Source organism: Streptomyces sp. NPDC048442, from assembly GCF_040651475.1.
Lineage (GTDB): Bacteria > Actinomycetota > Actinomycetes > Streptomycetales > Streptomycetaceae > Streptomyces.
The window spans coordinates 340,471-363,265 of the sequence record NZ_JBEZKB010000005.1 but is presented as its reverse complement, the minus strand read 5'-3'; the positions used below and the strand labels follow the sequence as shown (position 1 = coordinate 363,265).

The following is a 22,795-nucleotide window of genomic DNA, read 5'->3' as shown; positions in this document are numbered from 1 at the left end:
GCCGGGGCGCCAGGACAGCTGGTAGAGGTCGTCGGCGCCGGATTCCGCCGCGTCGCCTCCGGGCGGCGTGCCGTCGGCCGGGGGAACTGCGCGACCAGCCACGACGCACCCGCACGACGACCAACCGGCCCGCACGCCCACCGCCCCGCGCCCAACCGGCCCGCACCTGCGCAACACCCACCGCCCACCGCCCCGCGCCCAAGCGGCCCGCGCACAAGCGCCCCTCAGTCGACCCGTCGAGGCCCCCGCCGGAGACCCCTCACCCGTACCTCCGCCGGCAAGCTCCCCGCGCGTACCGAATCACGGGCCCTGCTCACTCCCACTCCCACGATGTCCGCAACCGCCGTCGCCGGGGCGGCAGTCGGCCCGAGCAGCAGGCCGATCCGTACCCGGGGTGCGTCCTGACGGCCCGTCAGGGAGACATCGGCCCGTGCGACCCCTTCCAGCGCCTCCGCCTCCTCCCGGAGGACCCGCTCCAGCGCCCTCCCCCGCAACAGCACCTGTCCCGCCCCGCCGTCGCCGGGGATCCGGACCACTCCCAGCCGCTTCCTCCGCACCTGCGCCAACAGCCACCACAGCGCCAGCAGCACGCACACCACCAGCACCGCCACGACCACCGGCCACCACCAGCCCGCGTCCCTCCACCGGGTCCGGTCCGCCGTGCTCAGCAGTACGTCGTCGCGGCCCGCGAAGGGCCACCACGACGGAACCCCGACGCCCAGCCCCGCCGTCAGCGCCGCACCGCCCACTCCGACGAGAATCAGCCCCAGTACTCCCAACAGCACCCTGTTCACCGGATTCCGCATGGGCCGTTCACCCCTTTCCGCCCTCCACACGTTCCACCCGCACCGCGAGGCCCGGCTCGCGGGCCAGTCCCAGCTCATCGATGCCGCGCCGCATCGCCTCGCCCAAGTCCTCCCGCACGTCGGCCAGTTCGCGGAAGTGCGAGACCGCCCGTACGGTGACCCTGCCGCGTCCCACCCGAACCCGCGCCCCCTGCACCCCCGGCACCTCCATGGCCCGGTCACGGAGCGCGAGTGCCGCCGCGCTCCGTTCGAGCCCGGCCCGCACCTCCCCGCCCCCGGTGCCTTCCTCGCGCATGGGCAGCAGCTGCCTCAGCCCCGGTGTCACGGCGAGCACCACCAGCCACAGGCCGAGCGCTACCGCCAGGCCCGCGCCGACCTGTATCCACACCTGATCCAGCGGACGCTCCGCCAGGGCTTTCGCGAGCTCGCGGCGCCAGCGCATGCCGGGGCGCCCGGACCGTACCGCCAGTACGTCGTACAGCAGCAGCCCCGCCGCGCCGAGCAGTACCGCGGCCACCACCCCTGCCGGGATCCGGCGCGCGGACCAGAACCGCTTCCGGCGCGCGGAACCGCTCCGCGCGGCCGGACTCCGTTCCGCCTCCAGCGTGGGCACGTGCTCGCTCACCGCGTCCTCCTGCTCTCGGGGTCCGCCCGGTACAGCCGCTCGACCAGCACCGTCACCTCCGGCACCGTCATGCCCGTCAACTCGCCCACCCGGTCGGTGACTTGGCGGCGTACTAGGGCACACTGGCCGCCAATGTCGGACGGGTAGCCGAGCTCAAGACCGATCCACACCCGTGCCGCAGGACCGTGCACGGTCACCTCGGCGTGCGGCGCCCGGCCGCCCTCGGGCGGCGCGTCGAGCACTTCCCGCGCCGCCCGCGCGGCGATCTTCGCGACGACCCGGTCCGCGATCCGGGTGGCGCCCCGCTCGGCGGCGGGGACCACCGCCCGGGGCGCCGGGGCCACCGAGGTCACCGCGGCCGGGTCCGGGGCCGGTCGTCACGGTCGCCGCGGTCCCGGGGGCGGAAGAGCTCGCCGGGGTCCAGGTCGCCGTCGAGGTACCGGCCGGCCACGAAGCCGATCAGTCCCAGCGCCGCGACGACCACGAACGCTCCGAACCCGCCGAAGTACCCGGCGAACCCGAGCGCGATGCCGGCCGCCAGGCCGACCACAGACAGACTCATCGAACCGCCCTCACTCTCGTGTTCCCGCACCGCTCCGACGGCCTCATTGGAGCTTCTGCTCCGGCTCGTCGTCCTCCTCGTCGGGCAGCTTCACGTCGCCGACCGCGATGTTGACCTCGACGACTTCGAGGCCCGTCATCCGCTCGACGGCGGAGATCACGTTCTCTCGCACCGCCATGGCGACGTCGGCGATCGAGACGCCGTACTCGACGACGATGTCCAGGTCGAGGGCCGTCTGCACCTCGCCGACCTCGGCCTTCACGCCGCGGCTCACGGATTTGGTGCTGCCGCCCGGCACCCGGTCGCGGACCGCGCCGAAGGTGCGGGAGAGGCCGCCGCCCATCGCATGGACGCCGACCACGTCGCGGGCGGCGAGCCCGGCGATCTTCTCGACGACGCCGTCCGCGATGGTGGTGCGTCCACGGGTCGCCGGGTCTCCGCCGCCGCGTTGCGGGGTACTTGCCCCGGGTGCGGCACCCGTCCCCGTGCGTGACAGGTCCTTCTCCGGGCCTCCGGAGCGGATGTTGCGCTGTTGTTCGGTGTCAGCCATCGCCGTTCGTCCCTTTCCGGGGGGTACGCGGTACTGGACTCCGTTGCCACATTAAGTCCGGTTACCCGATGCCGCGCCGTGGATGCGGCAGGCTGGACCCATGGCATCCACAGCACCCACGACGCCCGACGGCGGTTGGACGCAGGCGGTACGGCAGCGGCTGGGCCTGGGCAGACTGCTGCCCCTGGGCACCCGGACGGACGGCTGCTGGCTCGCGGAACGGGCGGCGGACGCCGTACTGCGCCGGGCCGGAAAGGACGTGGCGGGAGTGCGTCTCGGCGCACTCCGGGTGGGTCCCGCCGACCCGGACGGCGTACGGGACTCGCCCGCCGTGCCGCCTCCACCGGGCGCACTGCCGCCCGGACCGCTCCGTATCGAGGCGGAGTTCGAGGCCTCGCCCCGGGAGCCGATTCCGTACGCGGCGAACCGGCTGCGGTCGGCGCTGTTCACGGCCGCCGAGGACCGTCTCGGCCTGGCCGTGGCCGAGGTGGACCTCCGAGTCACGGGGCTGCTGGGCGAGGCGCTGGGCGGCGTACGGGAAAAACCTGACCCCACTGACCCACCCGGGCGACAGCCGGCCGGCACACCCGGGAACGACACAAGCCCCGAGGCCCTCGCCGCCCGCGCCGCCACCGCCGTCCCCGGCGTGGCCCGCCTGACCTCCGTGCTCGGCGCCCCGGTGCACTACGACACGGCGATCCCCGGCCACCACGTCCTCGTAGAGGTGGCGGTGACCGGGGAGAACCCTGCACGGGAGGTGGCCCTGGCGGTCCGCGCCGCGGTGGCGGACGCAGTGCCGGGCCACCCGTCGGTGGCCGTACTGGTCACGGACGTGACGTACGAACCGGTGTGACGTACGAACCGGTGTGACGTACGAGAAGTGAAGGGCTGGGGGCGCGCGATCAGTCGGAGATCCCCGCGAGGTCCCGCAGCCTGCGCCCCTGCGCCGCACGCTCCGCGCTGCGCTGCTGCTCGTACGTACGGTCCGAGGCACCCTGCAGCAGCGCCTTCGTCTCGATGACGGCGTCGCGCGGGGCGGCCAGGAGGGCAGCGGTCAGGTCCCGCACCGCGCCGTCGAGTTCGTCGCCCGGCACGACGAGGTTGGCGAGGCCGATGCGCTCGGCCTCCGCCGCGTGGACGAAGCGGCCGGTGGCGCAGATCTCCAGCGCGCGGGCGTACCCGACAAGGCCGGTCAGCGGGTGCGTACCGGTGAGGTCGGGCACCAGGCCCAGGCTGGTCTCGCGCATGGCGAACTGCACGTCCTCGGCGACGACCCGCAGGTCACAGGCGAGGGCGAGCTGGAAGCCGGCACCGATCGCATGGCCCTGGACCGCGGCGATGCTGATGATGTCGGCCCGCCGCCACCAGGTGAAAGCCTCCTGGTACGCGGCGATTTCCGCGTCGAGGTCCGCATCGGAACCACGCGCGAGGTCGAGGAAGGACGGCTCACCGTCGAAGCCTTCCGGGGTGAACGCCTGCCGGTCGAGGCCCGCGGAGAAGGATTTGCCCTCTCCGCGCAGCACGACCACCCGGACGGATCCGGGCAACGCCTTCCCGGCCTCCGTCAACGCCCGCCACAGAGCGGGGGATTGGGCGTTGCGCTTGGCCGGGTTGGCCAGGGTCACCGTGGCTACGGCGTCCTCGACGGTGAGTTGCACGCCGTCTTTGTCGAGTACGGGGTCGAGCGAAGCCATGGGGTGCCTCCGGTTGGGTTACGGTGCCGTCACCACTTAAGTGACTGCACAGTAACCACCCGGCGAACCGTGTCCACGACCGACCCCGCACCGACCACGTACTCGCACCGCTGGGTGCGCGTACGGGTACAGCCAGGTACAGCTGGAAACGTGACTGTCAGGCTGGACGGCTGTCAGGCCGTGGCCTTCTTGCCGCGTGTAGCTCCGCCGCGTCCCCGCAGCGTCACTCCGGACTCACTCAGCATCCGGTGGACGAATCCGTAGGAGCGGCCGGTTTCTTCGGCCAACGCCCGGATGCTCGCACCGGAGTCGTACTTCTTCTTCAGGTCTGCCGCGAGCTTGTCGCGCGCGGCGCCGGTTACCCGGCTGCCCTTCTTCAGAGTCTCGGCCACCCGTGCCTCCTCAAGGAAGTGCGCTCTGGACTTCTCATGATCACCCCTTCCCGCCTTCCTGGCCACCCATTCGGCAAGGTCCGTACAACAAGGTTCGCCGCGGAGGAAGTGACAGCCGCCGCCGGAATTCCGAATTCCGCGTGTCCTTCGCCATACCGGAATCCGGGCACCGGAAGGAATCACCAGGTCAGCGCCGTAAAACGATCAGTGAACGCCGAAGGCCCGCCCCATGACAGGGCGGGCCTCAGTGCGGGGTGTGACGCGCCGGGGTACGAGAGGCACTCACTCAGATGAAGGATCACGCGTAGGCCGAATGATCCAGTCGAAGTGGATCAGTCAGGGGCCGTCGAACGGGGCGACTGCCTGGTCCTTTGCCCCCGGGATATGCCAGGGCCACGGAGCCGCGGGAGTGGTGGTGCCGGTGGTGCGGTGCGCCTATGCCAGCGCCACGAGGTCCGCGTAGTCCGGGCCCCACAGGTCCTCGACACCGTCGGGGAGCAGGATGATCCGCTCGGGCTCCAGCGCGTGGACGGCGCCCTCGTCGTGCGTGACGAGGATGACGGCGCCCTTGTACGTACGGAGGGCGCCGAGGATCTCCTCGCGGCTGGCCGGGTCGAGGTTGTTGGTGGGCTCGTCGAGGAGCAGGACGTTGGCGGACGAGACGACCAGGGTGGCGAGCGCCAGACGGGTCTTCTCGCCGCCGGAGAGGACCCCGGCCGGCTTGTCGACGTCGTCGCCGGAGAAGAGGAACGAGCCGAGCGTCTTGCGCACCTCGACCAGGTCCAGGTCGGGGGCGGAGGAGCGCATGTTCTCCAGGACCGTGCGGTCCGGGTCGAGCGTCTCGTGCTCCTGGGCGTAGTAGCCCATCTTGAGGCCGTGGCCCTCGATGACCTTTCCGGTGTCGGGCTCCTCGGCGCCCGCCAGCAGCTTCAGCAGCGTCGTCTTGCCGGCGCCGTTGAGGCCGAGGATGACGACGCGGGAGCCCTTGTCGACGGCCAGGTCGACGTCGGTGAAGATCTCCAGGGAGCCGTACGACTTGGACAGGCCCTCCGCCATCAGCGGGGTCTTGCCGCAGGGCGCGGGGTCCGGGAAGCGCAGCTTGGCGACCTTGTCGGAGACCCGGACGGCGTCCAGGCCCGCGAGCAGGCGGTCGGCGCGCTTGGCCATGTTCTGTGCGGCGACCGTCTTGGTGGCCTTGGCGCGCATCTTGTCGGCCTGCGTGTGGAGGACCTTGGCCGTCTTCTCCGCGTTCTGCCGCTCGCGCTTGCGGCGCTTCTCGTCCGCCTCGCGCTGCTGCTGGTAGAGCTTCCAGCCCATGTTGTAGACGTCGATGGTGGCGCGGTTGGCATCCAGGTAGAAGACCTTGTTGACGACCGTCTCGACGAGCTCGACATCGTGGGAGATCACGATGAAGCCGCCGCGGTAGCTCTTCAGGTAGTCGCGCAGCCAGACGATGGAGTCGGCGTCGAGGTGGTTGGTCGGCTCGTCGAGGAGCAGGGTGTCGGCGTCCGAGAAGAGGATGCGGGCGAGCTCGACGCGGCGGCGCTGACCGCCGGAGAGGGTGTGCAGCGGCTGGCCGAGCACCCGGTCGGGCAGTCCGAGGGCGGCGGCGATGGTGGCGGCCTCGGCCTCGGCGGCGTACCCGCCCTTGGTGAGGAACTCCGTCTCCAGGCGCTCGTACTTCTTCATCGCCTTTTCGCGGGTGGCGCCCTGTCCGGTGGCCATCTTCTGCTCGTTCTCGCGCATCTTGCGCAGTACGGAGTCGAGGTCGCGGGCGGACAGGATGCGGTCCTTGGCGAGGACGTCGAGGTCGCCGGTGCGGGGGTCCTGCGGGAGGTAGCCGACCTCGCCGGAGTGGGAGATGGTGCCGCCGGCCGGGATGCCTTCGCCTGCGAGGCACTTGGTGAGGGTGGTCTTGCCCGCGCCGTTGCGGCCGACGAGGCCGATGCGGTCGCCCTTGGCGATGCGGAAGGACGCGTTCTCGATGAGGATGCGGGCGCCGGCGCGCAGCTCGATGCCGGAGGCGGTGATCACGGAAAAACTCCTGTGCGGGGTTGGACGGCGGAAGTTTTGACAGGCGGGGAGGTTTACTTCTTCAACGCCGCTTAATGCGCAAGGAGAGATGCCATACGGCCCAGTCTAACGGGCGTTCGCAACCTGGTTTCGGGGCCCGGCTCCCCGGGGTGCGCGGCCGTTGCCGAGCGGTGTGCGGTCCGGGGTGACGCGGCCGAGGGCGTCGACGGGAACGACCTGGTCGGTCCAGGCGGCGGGCTCGGGGCAGGGCTGCGCGACGAGGAGCGTACGGGCGGTGCGTACGACCCGGTCGGCGGCGAAGGCGCAGCCGGGCCTGGCGAGCAGTACCCATCGGAGGTCGCCGTCCGCGGTGCGGTACCCGGCGATGTGCCGCGGGGTGACCACGGCGAGCATCTCGGCGGCCGGATCGAGGGGCCGCAGGACGCCTGCCGCGCGGCCGTCGAAGTCGGGGATGGCCCGGTGCCAGCGGATCGCCCGGCCGTCGGCGCGGACGGTGTCGGTGACCAGGCCGTCGCTCCAGAGCGTGAAGGCGTGGCCGGGGGCCGGGTGCACGGCGAGGGGGTGGTGCCCCGTGCGGGCGTACGTCCAGCGGTGGCGTCCGGTGGTCCTGTCGTACGCCCCGACGGCCCGCTTGCCGATCCGGAGTACGGGATCCGCGGCCGGGCCCCGCGCATGGACGGTGAGACGGTCGCCGTAGGGGGCCGGGCGGGCGTGGTGGGCCGCGGTGAGGAGGGGGAGGGCGAGGGCTGCCGCGAGGACCGGGAGGAGCAGCCGGGCGGTGCGGCTGGCAAGGCGGCGAGCGGGGCGGCGGCCGGCCGGGACGGTCATCGGTACGGGTTCCCCCTTGTGCTGCCGCTGCCCCCAGGAGCGGGGCGGGCCGGGCTCAGAACGTATCGGCGCGGGAGCGGGCGCGGGGCCGGGTCGGGGCGACACGGCGGACGGTCCGGGGCCGGTCCCCCGTTCGGCGGTGACCCCGTAGCACCGGAAAGTGGGGCGTAAGCGGATGAATGGGCTGATACTCGGCACAGGGCGACGGACCGCCGTCGCCCGGCCGGCTCCGCCCCTCCGACCGGCGGGGCGGCCGGCCGAGGCAGCGGAAGCAGAGGGTGGTGCGGCCCCGTGCAGTTCGACGACGACGCCAATCTGGACAGCTCGGAGGTCCGGGACGTGCGCGGCAGCCGCATTCCCGGCGGGAAGGCCACGATCGGCGGAGGCATCGTCGGCTTCATCGCACTGGTGATGGGGGTGTTGTTCGGGGTGGGCCCGGAGCAGCTGGGGCTCTCCTCGGGCGACGAGGAGCCCGCGACGTCCGCCTCCTCGCAGGCGCAGGTGCAGCAGAGCTGCCGGACCGGGCGGGACGCGAACACCAAGGACGACTGCCGGATCCTCGGTGTGGTCAACAGCGTGCAGGACTTCTGGCGGCAGGAGTTCGCGCGGCGGGGCGCGCAGTACTCGCCCGCACGGACGGTGCTCTTCACCGATCGGGTCTCCACCGCGTGCGGTGCGGCCACCTCGGCGGTCGGCCCCTTCTACTGCCCCGGTGACAAGCAGGTCTATCTGGACCTGGGCTTCTTCAACGAGCTGCGGACGAAGTTCGGCTCCAGCGGCGGGCCCTTCGCGCAGGCGTACGTCGTTGCGCACGAGTACGGGCACCACATCCAGAACAGGATGGGCACCCTGGCCCGCTCGCAGGACGGGCGGCAGGGCGCGAACAGCAACGCGGTGCGCGTGGAGCTCCAGGCCGATTGCTACGCCGGGGTGTGGGCGCGGCACGCGACGCGTACGCCGGACGAGAAGACCGGAAAGCCGCTGATCACCCAGCTCTCGGAGGCGGACATCCGGGACGGGCTCGACGCGGCGGCAGCGGTCGGCGACGACCGGATCCAGGAGAAGTTCCAGGGGCGGGTGACGCCGGAGAGCTGGACGCACGGGTCGGCGGCGCAGCGCCAGCAGTGGTTCTACACCGGCTTCAAGACGGGCGACATGGCGCGGTGCAACACCTTCCGCTGAGCCATTGAGCCGCTGGGTGCGGGGCTGCTGGGGGGCTGCTGGGTGTGGGGCTGCCGGGCTGTTGGTCTGCTGGGCCGTTAAGCCCCGCTTGGCGGCATTCGCGCTGGTCAGGGGCGATTGTCAGACCCCCCTGCAAGACTGTGTCGTGGGTCACAGAGTGCGGCCCGTTCGGATCGAGGGGTGAGTGACATGACAGAAGCAACGACCGGCGCACCGAGCGTGTACCCGGCCCTGCTGTACCGGGACGCGAAGGCCGCCATGGTGATCCTGACCGAGGCCTTCGGCTTCAAGAAGGACGCGGTGTACGAGGGCGAGGGCGACCGGATCGAGCACGCGGAGCTGAGTTACGGCAATGGCTCGGTGATGCTGGGCAGCAAGGGCCGGGGCGGCGAGTTCGACAAGGTGATGGCGGACGCCGGCCCGACGAGCGTCTACATCGTCGTGACGGACACGGACGCCCACCACAAGCACGCCGTGGAGTACGGGGCGGCGCTCGGGGTGGAGATCCTGATGCCGCCCACGGACCAGGACTACGGCTCCCGCGACTACATGGCCAAGGACGCCGAGGGCAACGTCTGGTCCTTCGGGACGTACGTACCGGGGTCCCACGGCTGAGCCCCCGGCAAGTCCCTGACCACGCCCCCGGGCAAGTACCTGACCACGCCCCCGGCAAGTCCCTGACTACGCCCCGCCGGTGTGCACCTGGAACGCCGCGCGGCGCACGGCCTTCGCGAGGGCCGGGTCGGGGTGGGCGGCGGCGAGCGCGACCAGGACCTGCACGGTGCGCGGGTGGCCCACCGCACGGACCTCGTCGAGCAGGGCCGGGACCGTGCCCTGGACCGCCGATTCCAGGTGGCGGACCAGCAGCTCGCTCTCGCCGTGGTCGGCGACGGCCGCCGCGGTGTCCACCCAGAGCCAGGTGGACTCCTCGCGGGTGAGCAGGTCGTGGGCGTCCTCGGGGTCGGTGCCCTCGTGCTCGGCGAGCCAGAGCAGGGCGTACGGGCGCAGGGCGAGCTCGTCGGCGGCAGCGCGCACCTCGGCCTCGGCGGGGGCGCCGACCACGCGCAGTGCCTCGAAGGCGAGGCCGCGGAGCAGGGCGTCCTCGCCCCGGGCCACTTCGAGGAGTTCGAGGACGGCGGTGCCTACGGTGCGGGCGGCCAGCCAGGCGCGGTACTCGGCGCGGGCCGGGCCCGGGGTGAGACGGGCGCAGCCGCCGAGCATGGCGTCGGCGGACTGCTCGATGTTCCCGGCGGGGCTCTGCGCGGCGACGCAGATCTGCTCCAGCTTGACCCAGACCGCCCAGCTGCCGAGGGGGGTCAGGGTGGCCTGGCCCTCGCCGAGGGTCAGCGCACCGACGGAGGCGAGGCCCGCGAGGACCCAGCCGAGGAGGAGGGAGAGGGGTACGGGATCGGAGTGCGGCGCGGTCTGCGCGGGGATGCCGTGCAGGTTGGGCGGTACCTCGCAGCGCTCCTCGTGCAGTTCGGCGACGCGCTGTTCCAGCAGGTCGAGCAGGGCCGGTACGAGAACGGGGCCGGCCGAGAGCTGAAGGAGGGAGAGCACCTGGGGGACGGACTCCACGACCTCCGCCACGGTGACCGGGGCGATGCCCTCGGGCGCGGGGTGGACGATCGACCAGGCGTCGAAGAGGGCGACCCAGCCGCGCAGCACCGCGGCGTCGTCGCGGTCCCAGGCGCGCAGCCGCCAGCCCGAGCGGGCGTTGGCGCCGTGGATCTCGACGAGACCGGCGAGGCGGGCGCGGTCCCAGCCCGCGCGGACCTGAGCCTCGCTCAGGCGCAGTGCCTCGGCGGCGCGTTCGGCGGACGCGTCGGAGAGCGTGCCGGCCTGGCCGGGCCGGGGTGCGGCGCCACGGGCGCGCTCGGTGTCGGCCCAGCGGGCGATGCGGGCGGCGTCGGCGAGCACCTCCCTGGCGTGACGGGCCAGTTCTGCCTGGGCGGGAGTCCCCTCGGGGGGACGCGGGGCCGGGCGGGTACGCCGGTTCGTCACGGCCCGTCGGGCTGTGGCGAGGGGTCGCGGGCGGACAAGTCGGAGCCTGGAGTCGCGCGGTGTACGGGACGTCACGTGGAGCAGTGTCTCCGCTGACTGCCCGAAAGCCCAAACGGAATGCCGCGCGCCGCCCCCGGCGGGCCTCGATTTCTGCTAAGTGGGCTCCACCGGGGGCTGCGCGGGCCGCATCGGCGGGCTACATCAGCGGGGTGAGGAACCTGCGGAGGGCTTCCTCGTAGGCGGCCGGGTCGGCGTTCCACATCGCGGCGTGCGACGCGTCCGGCACGGTGTGCAGGGTGACCAGGTCCGGGCGGGCGGCGGCCAGTGCGCGGGAGGGCCCCCACGGGGCGACCGTGTCGCCCGGTCCGTGGAAGATCAGCGCGGGGACGCGCAGCCCGTTCGGGTCGGCGGCCTCGCGGAGCCGGTCGCCGTGCGGTCCCGTGCTGCCCTGTGCGGCCCGGACGGCGAGCGGCAGCAGCGCGGCCGGGGTGCGCCGGGCGGCGGCCAGTGCGCGGACGGTCGCCTCCCAGTCGAGCACCGGGGAGTCGAGGACGAGTCCGCAGACGAGGTGGCGGACCGCGGAGGAGGTGGCGGCGTGCACGGCCATCGCGGCTCCGGTGGACCAGCCGTACAGGATGATCCGCTCGGCGCCCTGGCGCACGGCGTGCCGGATCGCGGCGTCCAGGTCGCGCCACTCCGAGTCGCCGAGGTGGCCGAGGCCGTCCGGGGAGCGGGGCGCGCCGGGGTCGCCGCGGTAGCCGAGGTCGAGTACCGGGAGGCGGTAGCGGTGCAGGAGCCCCATGACGTTCAGCGGGTGCTCGCGGGTGGTGCCCAGGCCGTGCACGGCGATCACCCAGGTGGTGCGGGAGCCGGGTACGAACCAGGCGGGCAGCGTCCCGAGCTCGCCCATGACCTCGACGTCCTCGAAGTCGAGGCCGAGCGCGCTCTTCGGGTCGCCGGTGTGGATCTGCGGGGTCAGCCGGACCTTCGCGCCCGGTTCCAGGGAGCCTTGGGTGACCCGCTCCAGGCGGCGGACGACCGTGTGCGCCTCGTGCGGCACGGCGTTCAGGACGGGGCCGACGACGGCGTGGACTGCCGCGCCCTCCGGTCCCGCGCCTTCCAGTCCGTACGTACCGGTCCTGAGCGTGGCGAGGCCGCGGGTCAGGGTGACCTGTCCTGGCTCCGTGGCATGCACGGTGACGCGGGGGCCGCTGGGCGTCGGCCGGCCGGGCGGCGCCTTGAGCGCGGCGTCGCCGACGTACCGGGCGGCTGCGACCGCAGCCGCGCCGATGCCGATCAGAGTGGTGACGGCCGCTGCCGCCGCTTTAGCCGGGTGCACCGCTTCAGTGTCCGTACAGCGGGCCGCGACTGCCAGTGGGCGGGGGCCGCCGGTGCGCGGCGGCAGGGGGACTGTGCCGGTTCGGCCCTGCCGTCCGCAGCCCTTCAGCCCTGCTGTCCGTACCCCCGCAGTTGCTGCCCGGCGGCGTCGAGCTGGGCGTCGGACAAAAGGGTCGGCGAGTGGCCGGGGACGGAGGAGGCGGTGAGCCACAGCCGGCACATCCACTCCAGCTGCGCCGTGCGGTCGTAGGCCTGGTCGAGGTAGTGGCCGTAAGTGAGGGTGCCGTGGTTCTGCAGGAGGCAGCCGGTGCGTTCGTGCAGCGCGCGCCGCACGTTCTCGGCCAACTCTTCGGTCCCGTACGTCGCGTAGGGCGCCGTGCGTATCTGGCCCCCCATGGCCGCGGCCATGTAGTGCACCAGGGGCAGCCGGTCGACGAGGGTGGAGACGGCGGTGGCGTGCACGGCGTGGGTGTGCACGACCGCGCCCGCGTCGCTGTTGCGGTAGACGGTGAGGTGCATCGGGAGTTCGGTGGTGGGGGCGAGGTCGCCGAGGACCTGGTTGCCGTCGAGGTCGACGCCGACCGCGTCGCCGGGGCGGAGCCGGTGGTACGGGACGCCGCTCGGGGTGACCAGGATCAGGCCGCCCACCCGTACGGAGACGTTGCCCGACGTGCCGACGACGAGCCCGTCCGCCACCGAACGGCGGGCGGTGTCCACCAGGTCCCGCCAGGCCCGCCCGATCGCGTCCGCCGGTTCCGCCGGTTCCGTCGCGTCCACCGATTCCATCGCGTCCGCCTGTTCCGTCTGCCCCGTCTGTTCCGCCTGTTCCGTCTGTTCCGTCTGTTCCGTCTGTTCCGTCTGTTCCGTCTGTTCCGCCTGTTCCGTCTGTTCCGTCTGTTCCGCCTGTTCCGTCTGTTCCGCCTGTTCCGTCTGCCCCGCCTGTTCCGTCGCCATGTGCCGCATCCTGCCAGTCGGCGGCGGCGCACTGTAGCCCGGAGGCCGGGGCTCCGTAAGTCCCACCGGCCCCCGTTCACCCCTCCTTTGCCGGGATTGGCCGGGATTTACCGGAGATCGACGGGGTTTTGTAGATCTTCCAGTAGCCTCTGCCCTGATTTGTCATGCACGTCGCCATTCCGGGGGGAATCATGGCCCGTGATCACAAACCGTCCCGTCGTCGCGCCCGCCGCCGCGCCCTGACACTGTCGGCCGCGGCCGGCCTCACGGCCACGCTGACCCTGGGGACCACGGTCCTGCTGGGCAGCCCGGACGCGCAGGCCGCAGCCACACCGCGCGGGCACGACGTCTCCAGCCACCAGAAGAACGTCGACTGGCGGAGGGCGAAGCAGAAGGGCGCGACGTTCGTCTACGTCAAGGCCACCGAGTCCCACACCTACCGCAGCCCCTATTTCGCCCAGCAGTACAACGGTTCGCGCCGGGTCGGCATGGCGCGCGGCGCCTACCACTTCGCGCTGCCGCACCAGTCGTCCGGCAAGGCCCAGGCCGCCCACTTCGTACGCAACGGCGGCGGCTGGCGGGCCGACGGCTGGACGCTGCCGCCCGCCGTCGACCTGGAGAACAACCCGTACAAGAAGACCAACAAGAGGAACAACTGCTACGGGCTGAAGCCGGGCCGGATGGTGTCGTGGATCAGGTCCTTCAGCGACGAGGTGCGGCGCAGGGCCGGCCGCCGTCCGGTCATCTACACGACCGCGCTCTGGTGGAACCAGTGCACCGGGAAGAGCCGGGCCTTCGGCGGGAACCACGCGCTGTGGCTGGCGCGTTACAGCTCCTCGCCGGGTGCGCTGCCGGCCGGCTGGTCGTACTGGACCTTCTGGCAGTTCAACAACGCCCGGGGCGCACTTCCGGGTGACCAGAATCTCTTCAACGGGTCGCTCGGCCGGTTGAGTGCGTTCACTCGTCGTTGACTCCCGTGCGAGGACCCGCCCGCGCCGCCGTTCCGGTGAAAGCGGAACGGCGGCGCGGCGTTTCGGGTCACCGGGACGCCCTGCCCAGTTCACCTTCCGTTCACTCGGGTTGCTTACGTTCCAACAGCCACTGACCTCAAACGATTGCCTGGGTAAATGGAACACATCACGCTCCTTCTCGGAATCGTGATCGTCACCGCTCTCGTGTTCGACTTCACGAACGGTTTCCACGACACTGCCAACGCGATGGCCACCACCATCTCGACCGGCGCTCTCAAACCCAAGACGGCGGTGGCCATGTCCGCCGTGCTGAACCTCGTTGGTGCTTTCCTCTCCGTCGAGGTCGCGAAAACGATCTCCGGCGGGCTCATCAACGAGAGCGGCATCACGACAGAAGTGATCTTCGCGGCGCTCGTCGGCGCGATCCTCTGGAACCTGTTGACCTGGCTGATCGGCCTGCCGTCCAGTTCCTCCCACGCACTCTTCGGCGGCCTCATCGGCGCCACCCTGATGTCGGTGGGCACCTCCGGCGTCAACGGCAGCGTCGTCATCACCAAGGTGCTGCTGCCCGCCATCGCCGCGCCGATCGTGGCCGGCATCGCCGCCTACCTGGCGACGCGGCTCACCTTCAAGCTGGCGAGCAAGACCGACGAGAAGGCCACCGCCAAGGGCTACCGGGCGGGCCAGATCGCCTCCGCCGGTCTCGTCTCGCTCGCGCACGGCACCAACGACGCACAGAAGACCATGGGTGTCATCACCCTGGCCCTGGTCACCGGCAACGTGCTGGCGCCCGGCTCCAACCCGCCCCTGTGGGTCATCGTCTCGGCCGGTGTCGCCATCGCCGCCGGTACCTACCTCGGCGGCTGGCGCATCATCCGCACCATGGGCAAGGGGCTCACCGACCTCCGTCCGCCGCAGGGCTTCGCCGCCCAGACCGGCGCCGCGACGGTCATCCTGGCCTCCTCGCACCTCGGCTTCTCCCTCTCCACCACCCAGGTCTGCTCCGGCTCCGTGATGGGCGCGGGCCTCGGCCGCAAGGGCGGCGTGGTCCGCTGGTCGACCGCGACCCGGATGTTCGTCGCCTGGGGTCTGACGCTGCCGGCGGCCGGTCTGGTCGCCGCCGCCGCGGAGTACCTGACGGGTCAGGGCGCCTGGGGCGTCACCGCCGTGGCGGTCCTGCTGGTCGCGGGCTCGGGCCTGATCTACGTCCTGTCGCGCCGCAAGCCGGTCGACCACACCAACGTCACCGCCGACGACCTGGACGCCCCGGCGACGGCCCCGGCAGCGCCCGCGGCCGAGCCCGCGGGCGTCGTCACGACCGCCATGGCGGCGGTCTCCCCTCCCCCGGCCGGTGTGTTCCCGCACGAGGTCACGCACTCCGCCACCGGCGACATAAAGGCCACCCTCCACTCCCCCGCCGAGGCGGCCCGCCCGGCCGCTTCGGTCTAAGGACGCACCCGACATGAACATCGACTGGGCAGCTCTCGGCACCGTCTTCGGTGTCAGTCTCGTGGCCACCGTGGGTCTGGTGGGCCTGTTCACCCTCGGCATCGTGGGCCTCTCCAAGCAGGCGAGCGCCGCCGCTTCGGGCGGCTCCGTGGCCATGGCGCGCACCGGCGCGTACGCCTGCTTCGCGCTGTGCGCGGCGGCCGTGGCGTACGGGATCTTCCTGATCGTCGCCTGAACCCGCGCGTCGTCGGCACCACCCGTCGTCGCCCGCACCACGCTTCACCTCACCGCCCCGTGCCTCGCGCGCGGGGCGGTTCTGCGTACGCCCCCGAGTTCCGCGGAGCGGCGCAGGTCAAGCCCAGGTTGACGGGTGTTCTCGGGGCGTGGTGGACTGCCGGAGCCAATACGGCGGCATGGAGAGGAAGCCGGTGCGAATCCGGCGCGGTCCCGCCACTGTCACGTACCGACCCACCCGGTCGTACGGAAGCCAGGAACTCCCAGCCGCTCGTCACGTCGAACCAGGGCGCGGACCCTGAGTTAAGGACACATCACCATGCCCGGCTGCGGAACCCGCAGTTCAGCCACCCCCTGCCCGAGTCCCGCCCGCGTCTTCGCGTACGGCGCCGCCGCCGGACTCCTCGGCGACCTCCTGCTCGGCGACCCCCGGCGGGGCCACCCCGTCGCCGCTTTCGGACGGGGAGCGGGCGCGGTGGAGCGGATCCTGTGGCGCGACCACCGCGGCTGGGGCGCACTGCACACCCTGGTCTGCGTCGGCGGGGCCGCCGGGGCGGCGGCCGTCGCCGCGCGCGCCGTACGCCGCTCCCCCGTCGCTTCGGTCGCCCTGACCGCCGCCGCCACCTGGTCTGTTGTCGGCGGTACGTCGCTGGGGCGCGAGGCCCGTGCCATCGGCGGAGCCCTCGCCTCCGGTGACCTCGACGTCGCCCGCGAGCGGCTGCCGCACCTGTGCGGGCGGGACCCGCAGGCCCTGGACGGGCAGCAGATGGCACGCGCGGTCGTGGAGTCGGTCGCCGAGAACACCTCGGACGCGGTCGTGGGCGCACTGGTGTGGGGCGCGGTCGGCGGCGTGCCCGGTCTGGTGGCCTTCCGGGCGGTGAACACCCTGGACGCGATGGTCGGCCACAAGTCGGCTCGCCACCGGCGCTACGGGTGGGCCTCGGCCCGCCTCGACGACGTGGCGGGCTGGCCCGGCGCCCGGCTGACGGCCGCGCTGGCCGTGCTCGCCGGGGACGATCCCCGGGGTGCGGTACGGGCCTGGCGCGCGGACGCCGCGAAGCACCCGAGCCCCAACGCGGGGCCGGTGGAGTCCTCGTTCGCCGGCGCCCTGGGCGTCACGCTCGGCGGGACGCTGTCGTACGCGGGACGCGTGGAGCACCGGGCCGTGCTGAACGGGGAGACCGGGCGGCCCGTCGCCGTACCGGACATCGAGCGTGCGGTGCGTTTGTCGCGCCGGGTGAATCTGCTGGCCCTGGCCGTGTGTGCGGCGGGGCGGCTGGCGGCCTCGTACGTGAAGGGACGTAACTCATGAGTGGCGGCGGGCTGTTGGTCGCGGGGACCACGTCGGACGCGGGAAAGAGCGTGGTCACGGCGGGGATCTGCCGGTGGCTGGTGCGGCAGGGGGTGAAGGTCGCCCCGTTCAAGGCGCAGAACATGTCGCTGAACTCGTTCGTGACGCGCGAGGGTGCGGAGATCGGGCGCGCCCAGGCGATGCAGGCGCAGGCGGCGCGGGTCGAGCCGACGGCGCTGATGAACCCGGTGCTGCTCAAGCCGGGCAGCGACAGGTCCAGCCAGGTGGTGCTGCTCGGCAAGCCGGTGGGCGAGATGAGCGCGCGCGGCTTCTTCGGGACGGCGGGCGGGAAGACGTACGGGAAGGGTGTCCAGGGCGGGCACCGGGAGGCGCTGCTCGGGACGGTGACGGAGTGCCTGGCCGAACTGCGCAGCCAGTACGACGCGGTGATCTGCGAGGGGGCCGGGAGTCCCGCCGAGATCAATCTGCGCCGGACCGACATCGTGAACATGGGGATCGCGCGGGCCGCCGACTTCCCGGTGGTGGTGGTCGGGGACATCGACCGGGGCGGGGTCTTCGCGTCGTTCTTCGGTACGACCGCACTGCTGGCCAGGGAGGACCAGCGGCTGGTCGCGGGGTACTTGGTGAACAAGTTCCGCGGTGACGTCTCGCTGCTTGAGCCCGGCCTGGAGATGCTGGAGGGCCTCACCGGGCGCAAGACGTACGGCGTGCTGCCGTTCGCGCACGGGCTGGGCATCGACGAGGAGGACGGGCTGCGGGTGTCGATGCGGGGCGCGGTACGCGAGTCCGTGGTGGCCCCGCCGGTCGGCGAGGACGTACTGCGGGTCGCGGTGTGCGCGGTGCCGCTGATGTCGAACTTCACCGATGTGGACGCGCTGGCCGCCGAGCCGGGTGTGGTCGTGCGTTTCGTGGACCGCGCCGAGGAGTTGGCCGACGCGGACCTGGTGGTCGTGCCGGGAACCCGGGGCACGGTCGGGGCGTTGAAATGGCTGAGGGAGCGGGGGCTCGCGGAGGCGCTGGTACGGCGGGCGGCCGAGGGTCTGCCGGTGCTGGGGATCTGCGGCGGGTTCCAGGTGCTGGGCGAGCACATCGAGGACGAGGTCGAGTCGCGCGCCGGGAGCGTGGACGGTCTTGGGCTGCTGCCGGTGCGGGTGCGGTTCGCGCGGGAGAAGACGTTGGCGCGGCCGGTGGGTGAGGCGCTGGGCGAGACCGTCGCGGGATACGAGATCCATCACGGGGTGGCGGATGTCCTGGGTGGGGAAGCCTTTTTGGACGGGTGTCGGGTGGGTTCCGTCTGGGGGACACACTGGCACGGGTCGCTGGAGAGCGACGCGTTCCGGCGGGCCTTCCTGCGGGAGGTCGCGGCTGCCGCAGGGCGTCGCTTCGTACCCGCGCCCGACACCAGCTTCGAGGCGCTGCGCGAGGAGCAGTTGGACAAGCTCGGCGATCTCATCGAGGAACACGCGGACACCGACGGGCTGTGGCGGCTGATCGAGTCGGGCGCGCCGGTGGGGCTGCCGTTCGTGCCGCCGGGGGTGCCGGAGGGGCGGGGGTGAGCGAGCGCGGGCCGGAGCGAGGGGTTGCGCTCCGCGTGGGGGCCGCCCCCTTGCCCACCCGTCCCGCCCCCGGGGGCGGCCCCGCTGCCCAAGAGGGCTAGCGGTCAAGCCGCGGCCTGGAGACGCTTTTTGTGGAATGGCTATGGAGGTTTCATGAGTACGCCCTACCCCTTTACCGCGATCGTCGGGCAGGACGACCTGCGGCTCGCCCTGCTGCTCAACGCCGTGTCGCCCGCCGTCGGCGGTGTGCTCGTACGGGGTGAGAAGGGCACGGCAAAGTCCACCGCCGTGCGTGCGCTGGCCGCGCTGCTGCCGCAGGTGCCGGTGGTCGCGCACTGCCGGTTCTCCTGCGACCCGGCGGCGCCGGACCCGGCGTGTCCCGACGGGCCGCACGCGCAAGAGCACGGTGTGTCGCGGGACGCGCGGATGGTGGAGCTGCCCGTCGGCGCGTCCGAGGACCGGCTCGTCGGGGCGCTCGACATCGAGCGGGCACTGAGCGAGGGCGTGAAGGCCTTCGAGCCGGGGCTGCTGGCGGATGCCCATCGCGGGATTCTGTATGTGGATGAGGTCAATCTGCTGCATGACCACTTGGTGGACTTGTTGCTGGACGCCGCCGCCATGGGGGCTTCGTACGTCGAGCGGGAGGGTGTGTCCGTGCGGCACGCCGCGCGTTTCCTGCTGGTCGGCACGATGAACCCCGAAGAGGGTGAGCTGCGCCCGCAGTTGCTCGACCGGTTCGGGCTGACCGTGGAGGTGGCCGCCTCGCGCGACACCGACCTGCGGGTCGAGGTGGTCCGGCGGCGGCTCGCGTACGACGACGACCCCGCCGCCTTCACCGCCAAGTGGGCGGGCGAGGAGGCCGATCTGCGCGAGCGCATCGTGGCGGCGCGCGCCCTGCTCCCGCAGGTACGCCTCGGCGACGACGCGCTCCGGCAGATCGCGGCCACCTGCGCCGCCTTCGAGGTCGACGGCATGCGCGCCGACATCGTGATGGCGCGCACCGCGACCGCGCTGGCCGCGTGGGCGGGCAGGGAAGACGTACAGGAAGAGGACGTACGGCAGGCCGCGCTGCTGGCGCTGCCGCACCGGCGGCGGCGCAACCCCTTCGACGCGCCGGGCCTCGACGAGGACAAGCTCGACGAGACGCTGGAGCAGAACAGCCCTCCGGAAGGGGACGGGGGCGGCGGGGACGACGATCCCGATCCCGGTCCTGAGGGGCCCGGTGGCGGCATCCCCCCGCAGAACGACGGTGGCGGGCCCGACGCGCCCGAGCGCGCCGAATCGGAGCAGGGCAGCGCGCCCGAGCCGCCCCAGGAGCAGCCCGAGCAGCAGAGCGCCCCGGCCGGGAAGGGCGGCGGCGAGCAGCCCGCCGCACGGGCCGCCGAGCCGTTCCGCACGAAGATGCTGAGCGTGCCGGGCCTCGGCGAGGGCGCGGCGGGCCGCAGGTCTCGCGCGCGTACCGAGCACGGTCGTACGACAGGGGCGGTACGGCCCCGGGGCGCGCTCACCAAGCTGCATCTGGCAGCCACCGTGCAGGCCGCCGCCCCGCACCAGCACGCGCGTGGGCGCACCGGGCGCGGCCTGGTCGTGCGGCGGGACGACCTGCGGCAGGCGACGCGGGAGGGGCGCGAGGGGAACCTGGTGCTCTTCGTGGTGGACGCCTCCGGTTCGATGGCGGCCCGGCAGCGGATGAGCGCCGTGAAGGGTGCGGTGCTGTCGCTGCTGCTGGACGCGTACCAGCGGCGGGACAAGGTGGGTCTGGTGACCTTCCGGGGCAAGGAGGCGGAGGTGGCGCTGCCGCCGACGTCGTCGGTGGACGCCGCGGCGGCGCGCCTTGAACTGCTGCCGACGGGCGGGCGTACCCCGCTGGCGGCAGGACTGCTGAAGGCTCATGACGTACTGCGGGTGGAGCGGTTGCGGGATCCGTCGCGGCGGCCGCTGCTGGTCGTGGTGACGGACGGGCGGGCGACCGGCGGCCCCGATCCGGTGGCGCTGGCCGGGCGGGCGGCGCGGCTGCACGAGGCGGAGGGCATCGCCTCGGTGGTCGTGGACTGCGAGTCCGGGATGGTGCGCCTCGGTCTCGCGGCCGAGCTGGCAAGGGAGTTGGGCGCCACGGCGGTGACGCTGGAGGAGCTGCGGGCGGATTCGATCGCCGGGCTGGTCAAGGACGTACAGGGCGCCGGACAGGGCGCGACGAGGAGGGCCGCATAGTGCCGCAGGGACAGCCGGAATCCGTACCGAACGACGGGCTCACCACCCGCCAGCGCCGCAACCGGCCGCTGCTCATGGTGCACACGGGCATCGGCAAGGGGAAGTCGACGGCGGCCTTCGGCATGGCGCTGCGGGCCTGGAACCAGGGCTGGCCTATCGGGGTGTTCCAGTTCGTGAAGTCGGCGAAGTGGAAGGTCGGCGAGGAGAACGCGCTCAAGGCGCTCGGCGCCACGGGCGAGGGCGGGACCGTCGCCTGGCACAAGATGGGCGAGGGCTGGTCGTGGGTGCAGCGCGACCTCCACGGCGACAACACAGACAACGAGGAGAAGGCCCGGGAGGGCTGGGAGCAGGTCAAGCGGGACCTGGCGGCCGAGACGTACAAGTTCTACGTGCTGGATGAATTTGCCTATCCGATGCACTGGGGGTGGATCGACGTCGAGGAGGTCGTGCGGGTACTGCGCGACCGGCCGGGGACGCAGCACGTGGTGATCACCGGGCGCAATGCTCCGCAGGCGCTGCTGGATGCCGCTGATCTGGTGACCGACATGTCGAAGGTGAAGCATCCGATGGACGCGGGTCAGAAGGGGCAGCGGGGCATCGAGTGGTAGCACGGATTGTGGTGGCCGCGCCGTCGTCGGGGAGTGGGAAGACCACGGTCGCGACGGGGCTGATGGCTGCTTTCACGGAGCGTGGGCTTGCCGTTTCCCCGCACAAGGTGGGCCCCGACTACATCGACCCGGGGTACCACGCGCTGGCGACGGGGCGGCCGGGGCGCAACCTGGACGCGTACATGTGCGGGCCGCAGCTGGTGGCCCCGCTCTTCGAGCACGGCGCGGCCGGGTGCGATCTAGCGATCGTCGAAGGCGTGATGGGGCTGTACGACGGGGCCGCCGGGCAGGGCGAGTTGGCGTCGACGGCGCAGGTGGCGAAGTTGCTGCGGGCACCGGTGGTGCTGGTGGTGGACGGGTCCTCGCAGTCGCGGTCGGTGGCGGCGCTGGTGCACGGTTTCGCGTCCTGGGATCCGGAGGTGCGGATCGGCGGCGTGATTTTGAACAAGGTGGGGTCGGACCGGCACGAGGAGCTGCTGAGGGAGGCGCTGGAGGGGTCGGGTGTTCCTGTGCTGGGCGCGCTGCGGCGGGCTCGGCAGGTGCGGACGCCTTCGCGGCACTTGGGGCTTGTGCCGGTTGCCGAGCGGCAGGCGGAGGCGGTGGAGGCGGTTGCGGCGCTGGCGTCGCAGGTGCGGGCTGGGGTGGACCTGGAGGCGGTGCTGGGGTTGGCCCGGAGCGCGGGGGCCACGGGAGCAGCGGCCTGGGAGCTCGGCGACAGTGTGGTGGCTGAGGTCGGGCGGGACCGGGTGGGTGCGGCTAGGCCGGGGGCCGCCCCCTTGCCCGCCCGTTCCGCCCCCGGGGGCGGCCCCGTCGCCCAAGGGAGCGGGGGCAGCGCCCAAGGGAGCGGGGGCGGGGGGCCCGTCGTGGCGGTTGCGGCTGGGGCGGCGTTTACGTTTTCGTATGCCGAGCACGTCGAATTGCTTGCCGCGGCGGGGGCCACCGTCGTGCCGTTCGATCCGTTGCATGACGAGGAACTGCCCGAGGGGACGCGGGGGTTGGTGATCGGGGGCGGGTTCCCCGAGGTGTACGCGCCCGAGCTGTCGGCCAATGAGCCGTTGCGGAAGGCCGTCGCCGAGCTCGCCCGTTCCGGGGCGCCGATCGCCGCCGAGTGTGCCGGGCTGTTGTATCTGGCGCGGTCGCTCGACGGGCAGCCCATGTGCGGGGTGCTGGACGCCGAGGCGCGCATGTCGGAGAAGCTGACGCTCGGGTACCGGGAGGCCGTGGCCGTCGGTGACAGTGCGCTGGCTGCCGCCGGGACGCGGCTGCGCGGGCACGAGTTCCACCGTACGGTCATCGAGCCGGGGGCGGGGGCCGCACCCGCGTGGGGCATCACGCATCCGCAGCGCCGCGTCGAGGGCTTCGTACAGGACGGTGTGCACGCCAGCTATCTGCACACGCACTGGGCGGCCGCTCCGGAGATGGCGTACCGGTTCGTGGAGCGGTGCGGCCGGCCGTGACCCCTCCCCCAGTGGCCTCGCCTTCCCC

Annotated in this window: 23 protein-coding genes and 1 riboswitch; of the genes, 11 read left to right on the top strand and 12 right to left on the bottom strand. The window is 72.6% G+C overall.

The genetic code is table 11. The annotated features are described in order from the left end of the window. Positions 1-224 precede the first annotated feature (224 nt). From amaP to AB0D18_RS11140, 5 genes are read right to left on the bottom strand one after another with little or no spacing between them, the layout of a single operon-like run. Entirely contained in the window at positions 225-806 is a 582-nt protein-coding gene (gene amaP / locus AB0D18_RS11160) for an alkaline shock response membrane anchor protein AmaP (protein ID WP_362415300.1), read from the bottom strand. A gap of 7 nt (positions 807-813) precedes the next feature. Continuing rightward, complete coding sequence (locus AB0D18_RS11155; protein ID WP_362415344.1) at positions 814-1,419, bottom strand: DUF6286 domain-containing protein; 606 nt, start codon at positions 1,417-1,419, stop codon at positions 814-816. Between the two features lie 8 nt (positions 1,420-1,427). Beyond that, positions 1,428-1,775, bottom strand: a complete 348-nt coding sequence (locus AB0D18_RS11150) for a hypothetical protein (protein ID WP_362415298.1) — start codon at positions 1,773-1,775, stop codon at positions 1,428-1,430. A 5-nt stretch (positions 1,776-1,780) separates the two neighbouring features. Then, complete coding sequence (locus AB0D18_RS11145) at positions 1,781-1,993, bottom strand: hypothetical protein (RefSeq protein ID WP_362415296.1); 213 nt, start codon at positions 1,991-1,993, stop codon at positions 1,781-1,783. Positions 1,994-2,036: 43 nt separating this feature from the next. Next, positions 2,037-2,543, bottom strand: coding sequence for an Asp23/Gls24 family envelope stress response protein (locus AB0D18_RS11140; protein WP_362415295.1), 507 nt, complete (start codon positions 2,541-2,543; stop codon positions 2,037-2,039). A gap of 100 nt (positions 2,544-2,643) precedes the next feature. Between AB0D18_RS11140 and AB0D18_RS11135 the strand changes: the two genes are divergently transcribed. Beyond that, entirely contained in the window at positions 2,644-3,396 is a 753-nt protein-coding gene (locus tag AB0D18_RS11135; RefSeq protein ID WP_362415293.1) for a nucleopolyhedrovirus P10 family protein, read from the top strand. Between the two features lie 49 nt (positions 3,397-3,445). Here the strand turns inward: AB0D18_RS11135 and AB0D18_RS11130 are convergent, their stop codons facing one another. From AB0D18_RS11130 to AB0D18_RS11115, 4 genes are all read right to left on the bottom strand, one after another. Further along, the gene (locus tag AB0D18_RS11130; protein WP_362415291.1) at positions 3,446-4,237 is read right to left on the bottom strand and encodes an enoyl-CoA hydratase/isomerase family protein; all 792 of its coding nucleotides are present in this window, start codon (positions 4,235-4,237) and stop codon (positions 3,446-3,448) included. Between the two features lie 173 nt (positions 4,238-4,410). After that, the gene (locus AB0D18_RS11125) at positions 4,411-4,629 is read right to left on the bottom strand and encodes a helix-turn-helix domain-containing protein (RefSeq protein ID WP_185035675.1); all 219 of its coding nucleotides are present in this window, start codon (positions 4,627-4,629) and stop codon (positions 4,411-4,413) included. A 435-nt stretch (positions 4,630-5,064) separates the two neighbouring features. Continuing rightward, a complete protein-coding gene (locus AB0D18_RS11120) occupies positions 5,065-6,663 on the bottom strand; it encodes an ABC-F family ATP-binding cassette domain-containing protein (protein WP_362415289.1) in 1,599 nt (532 codons plus the stop codon). Positions 6,664-6,768: 105 nt separating this feature from the next. After that, positions 6,769-7,491: a hypothetical protein gene (locus tag AB0D18_RS11115; protein WP_362415287.1), complete on the bottom strand. Its 723-nt coding sequence runs from the start codon at positions 7,489-7,491 to the stop codon at positions 6,769-6,771. Positions 7,492-7,782: 291 nt separating this feature from the next. Between AB0D18_RS11115 and AB0D18_RS11110 the strand changes: the two genes are divergently transcribed. Next, positions 7,783-8,673, top strand: coding sequence for a neutral zinc metallopeptidase (locus AB0D18_RS11110; protein ID WP_362415285.1), 891 nt, complete (start codon positions 7,783-7,785; stop codon positions 8,671-8,673). A gap of 189 nt (positions 8,674-8,862) precedes the next feature. After that, complete coding sequence (locus tag AB0D18_RS11105; RefSeq protein ID WP_362415283.1) at positions 8,863-9,288, top strand: VOC family protein; 426 nt, start codon at positions 8,863-8,865, stop codon at positions 9,286-9,288. Positions 9,289-9,354: 66 nt separating this feature from the next. Here AB0D18_RS11105 and AB0D18_RS11100 read toward each other — a convergent pair whose 3' ends face one another. The 3 genes from AB0D18_RS11100 to AB0D18_RS11090 all read right to left on the bottom strand — a co-directional run bounded on the left by AB0D18_RS11100 (position 9,355) and on the right by AB0D18_RS11090 (position 12,801). Next, entirely contained in the window at positions 9,355-10,677 is a 1,323-nt protein-coding gene (locus tag AB0D18_RS11100; protein WP_362415281.1) for a hypothetical protein, read from the bottom strand. Between the two features lie 196 nt (positions 10,678-10,873). Further along, positions 10,874-12,016 carry a hypothetical protein gene (locus tag AB0D18_RS11095; RefSeq protein WP_362415279.1) on the bottom strand — a complete coding sequence of 381 codons (1,143 nt, stop codon included), beginning with the start codon at positions 12,014-12,016 and terminating at the stop codon, positions 10,874-10,876. A gap of 104 nt (positions 12,017-12,120) precedes the next feature. Continuing rightward, positions 12,121-12,801, bottom strand: a complete 681-nt coding sequence (locus tag AB0D18_RS11090) for a class II aldolase/adducin family protein (protein WP_362415342.1) — start codon at positions 12,799-12,801, stop codon at positions 12,121-12,123. Between the two features lie 359 nt (positions 12,802-13,160). On the opposite strand from AB0D18_RS11090, the gene AB0D18_RS11085 reads away from it, so the two are divergent. From AB0D18_RS11085 to AB0D18_RS11050, 8 genes are all read left to right on the top strand, one after another. Next, positions 13,161-13,940: a lysozyme gene (locus AB0D18_RS11085; RefSeq protein WP_362415277.1), complete on the top strand. Its 780-nt coding sequence runs from the start codon at positions 13,161-13,163 to the stop codon at positions 13,938-13,940. 156 nt (positions 13,941-14,096) lie between these two features. Next, positions 14,097-15,389, top strand: coding sequence for an inorganic phosphate transporter (locus AB0D18_RS11080; RefSeq protein ID WP_362415276.1), 1,293 nt, complete (start codon positions 14,097-14,099; stop codon positions 15,387-15,389). A gap of 13 nt (positions 15,390-15,402) precedes the next feature. Next, the gene (locus tag AB0D18_RS11075) at positions 15,403-15,624 is read left to right on the top strand and encodes a hypothetical protein (protein WP_362415274.1); all 222 of its coding nucleotides are present in this window, start codon (positions 15,403-15,405) and stop codon (positions 15,622-15,624) included. A 143-nt stretch (positions 15,625-15,767) separates the two neighbouring features. Then, positions 15,768-15,906, top strand: a riboswitch (cobalamin riboswitch). A gap of 36 nt (positions 15,907-15,942) precedes the next feature. Continuing rightward, positions 15,943-16,935 (top strand): cobalamin biosynthesis protein, encoded by a 993-nt coding sequence (locus AB0D18_RS11070; protein WP_362415272.1) that lies wholly within the window; start codon positions 15,943-15,945, stop codon positions 16,933-16,935. After that, the gene (locus AB0D18_RS11065) at positions 16,932-18,491 is read left to right on the top strand and encodes a cobyric acid synthase (RefSeq protein WP_362415270.1); all 1,560 of its coding nucleotides are present in this window, start codon (positions 16,932-16,934) and stop codon (positions 18,489-18,491) included. Before AB0D18_RS11070 ends, AB0D18_RS11065 begins: the two co-directional genes overlap by 4 nt. A gap of 153 nt (positions 18,492-18,644) precedes the next feature. Next, entirely contained in the window at positions 18,645-20,702 is a 2,058-nt protein-coding gene (locus AB0D18_RS11060) for a putative cobaltochelatase (RefSeq protein ID WP_362415268.1), read from the top strand. Continuing rightward, on the top strand, positions 20,702-21,310 hold the full coding sequence (cobO, locus tag AB0D18_RS11055; RefSeq protein WP_362415266.1) for a cob(I)yrinic acid a,c-diamide adenosyltransferase: 609 nt from the start codon (positions 20,702-20,704) through the stop codon (positions 21,308-21,310). The genes AB0D18_RS11060 and cobO overlap by 1 nt, the downstream gene beginning before the upstream one ends. Continuing rightward, positions 21,304-22,767: a cobyrinate a,c-diamide synthase gene (locus AB0D18_RS11050; protein WP_362415264.1), complete on the top strand. Its 1,464-nt coding sequence runs from the start codon at positions 21,304-21,306 to the stop codon at positions 22,765-22,767. Before cobO ends, AB0D18_RS11050 begins: the two co-directional genes overlap by 7 nt. The last annotated feature ends 28 nt before the right edge of the window (positions 22,768-22,795 follow it).

Bases quoted from the DNA above. Each gene is read 5' to 3' on its own strand.
- AB0D18_RS11060 (WP_362415268.1), top strand. From the start codon at position 18,645: ATGAGTACGCCCTACCCCTTTACCGCGATCGTCGGGCAGGACGACCTG.
- AB0D18_RS11145 (WP_362415296.1), bottom strand. From the start codon at position 1,993: ATGAGTCTGTCTGTGGTCGGCCTGGCGGCCGGCATCGCGCTCGGGTTC.
- AB0D18_RS11070 (WP_362415272.1), top strand. From the start codon at position 15,943: ATGCCCGGCTGCGGAACCCGCAGTTCAGCCACCCCCTGCCCGAGTCCC.
- AB0D18_RS11135 (WP_362415293.1), top strand. From the start codon at position 2,644: ATGGCATCCACAGCACCCACGACGCCCGACGGCGGTTGGACGCAGGCG.
- AB0D18_RS11075 (WP_362415274.1), top strand. From the start codon at position 15,403: ATGAACATCGACTGGGCAGCTCTCGGCACCGTCTTCGGTGTCAGTCTC.
- AB0D18_RS11140 (WP_362415295.1), bottom strand. From the start codon at position 2,543: ATGGCTGACACCGAACAACAGCGCAACATCCGCTCCGGAGGCCCGGAG.
- amaP (WP_362415300.1), bottom strand. From the start codon at position 806: ATGCGGAATCCGGTGAACAGGGTGCTGTTGGGAGTACTGGGGCTGATT.
- AB0D18_RS11130 (WP_362415291.1), bottom strand. From the start codon at position 4,237: ATGGCTTCGCTCGACCCCGTACTCGACAAAGACGGCGTGCAACTCACC.
- AB0D18_RS11085 (WP_362415277.1), top strand. From the start codon at position 13,161: ATGGCCCGTGATCACAAACCGTCCCGTCGTCGCGCCCGCCGCCGCGCC.
- AB0D18_RS11115 (WP_362415287.1), bottom strand. From the start codon at position 7,491: ATGACCGTCCCGGCCGGCCGCCGCCCCGCTCGCCGCCTTGCCAGCCGC.
- AB0D18_RS11090 (WP_362415342.1), bottom strand. From the start codon at position 12,801: ATGGAATCGGTGGACGCGACGGAACCGGCGGAACCGGCGGACGCGATC.
- AB0D18_RS11065 (WP_362415270.1), top strand. From the start codon at position 16,932: ATGAGTGGCGGCGGGCTGTTGGTCGCGGGGACCACGTCGGACGCGGGA.
- AB0D18_RS11080 (WP_362415276.1), top strand. From the start codon at position 14,097: ATGGAACACATCACGCTCCTTCTCGGAATCGTGATCGTCACCGCTCTC.
- AB0D18_RS11105 (WP_362415283.1), top strand. From the start codon at position 8,863: ATGACAGAAGCAACGACCGGCGCACCGAGCGTGTACCCGGCCCTGCTG.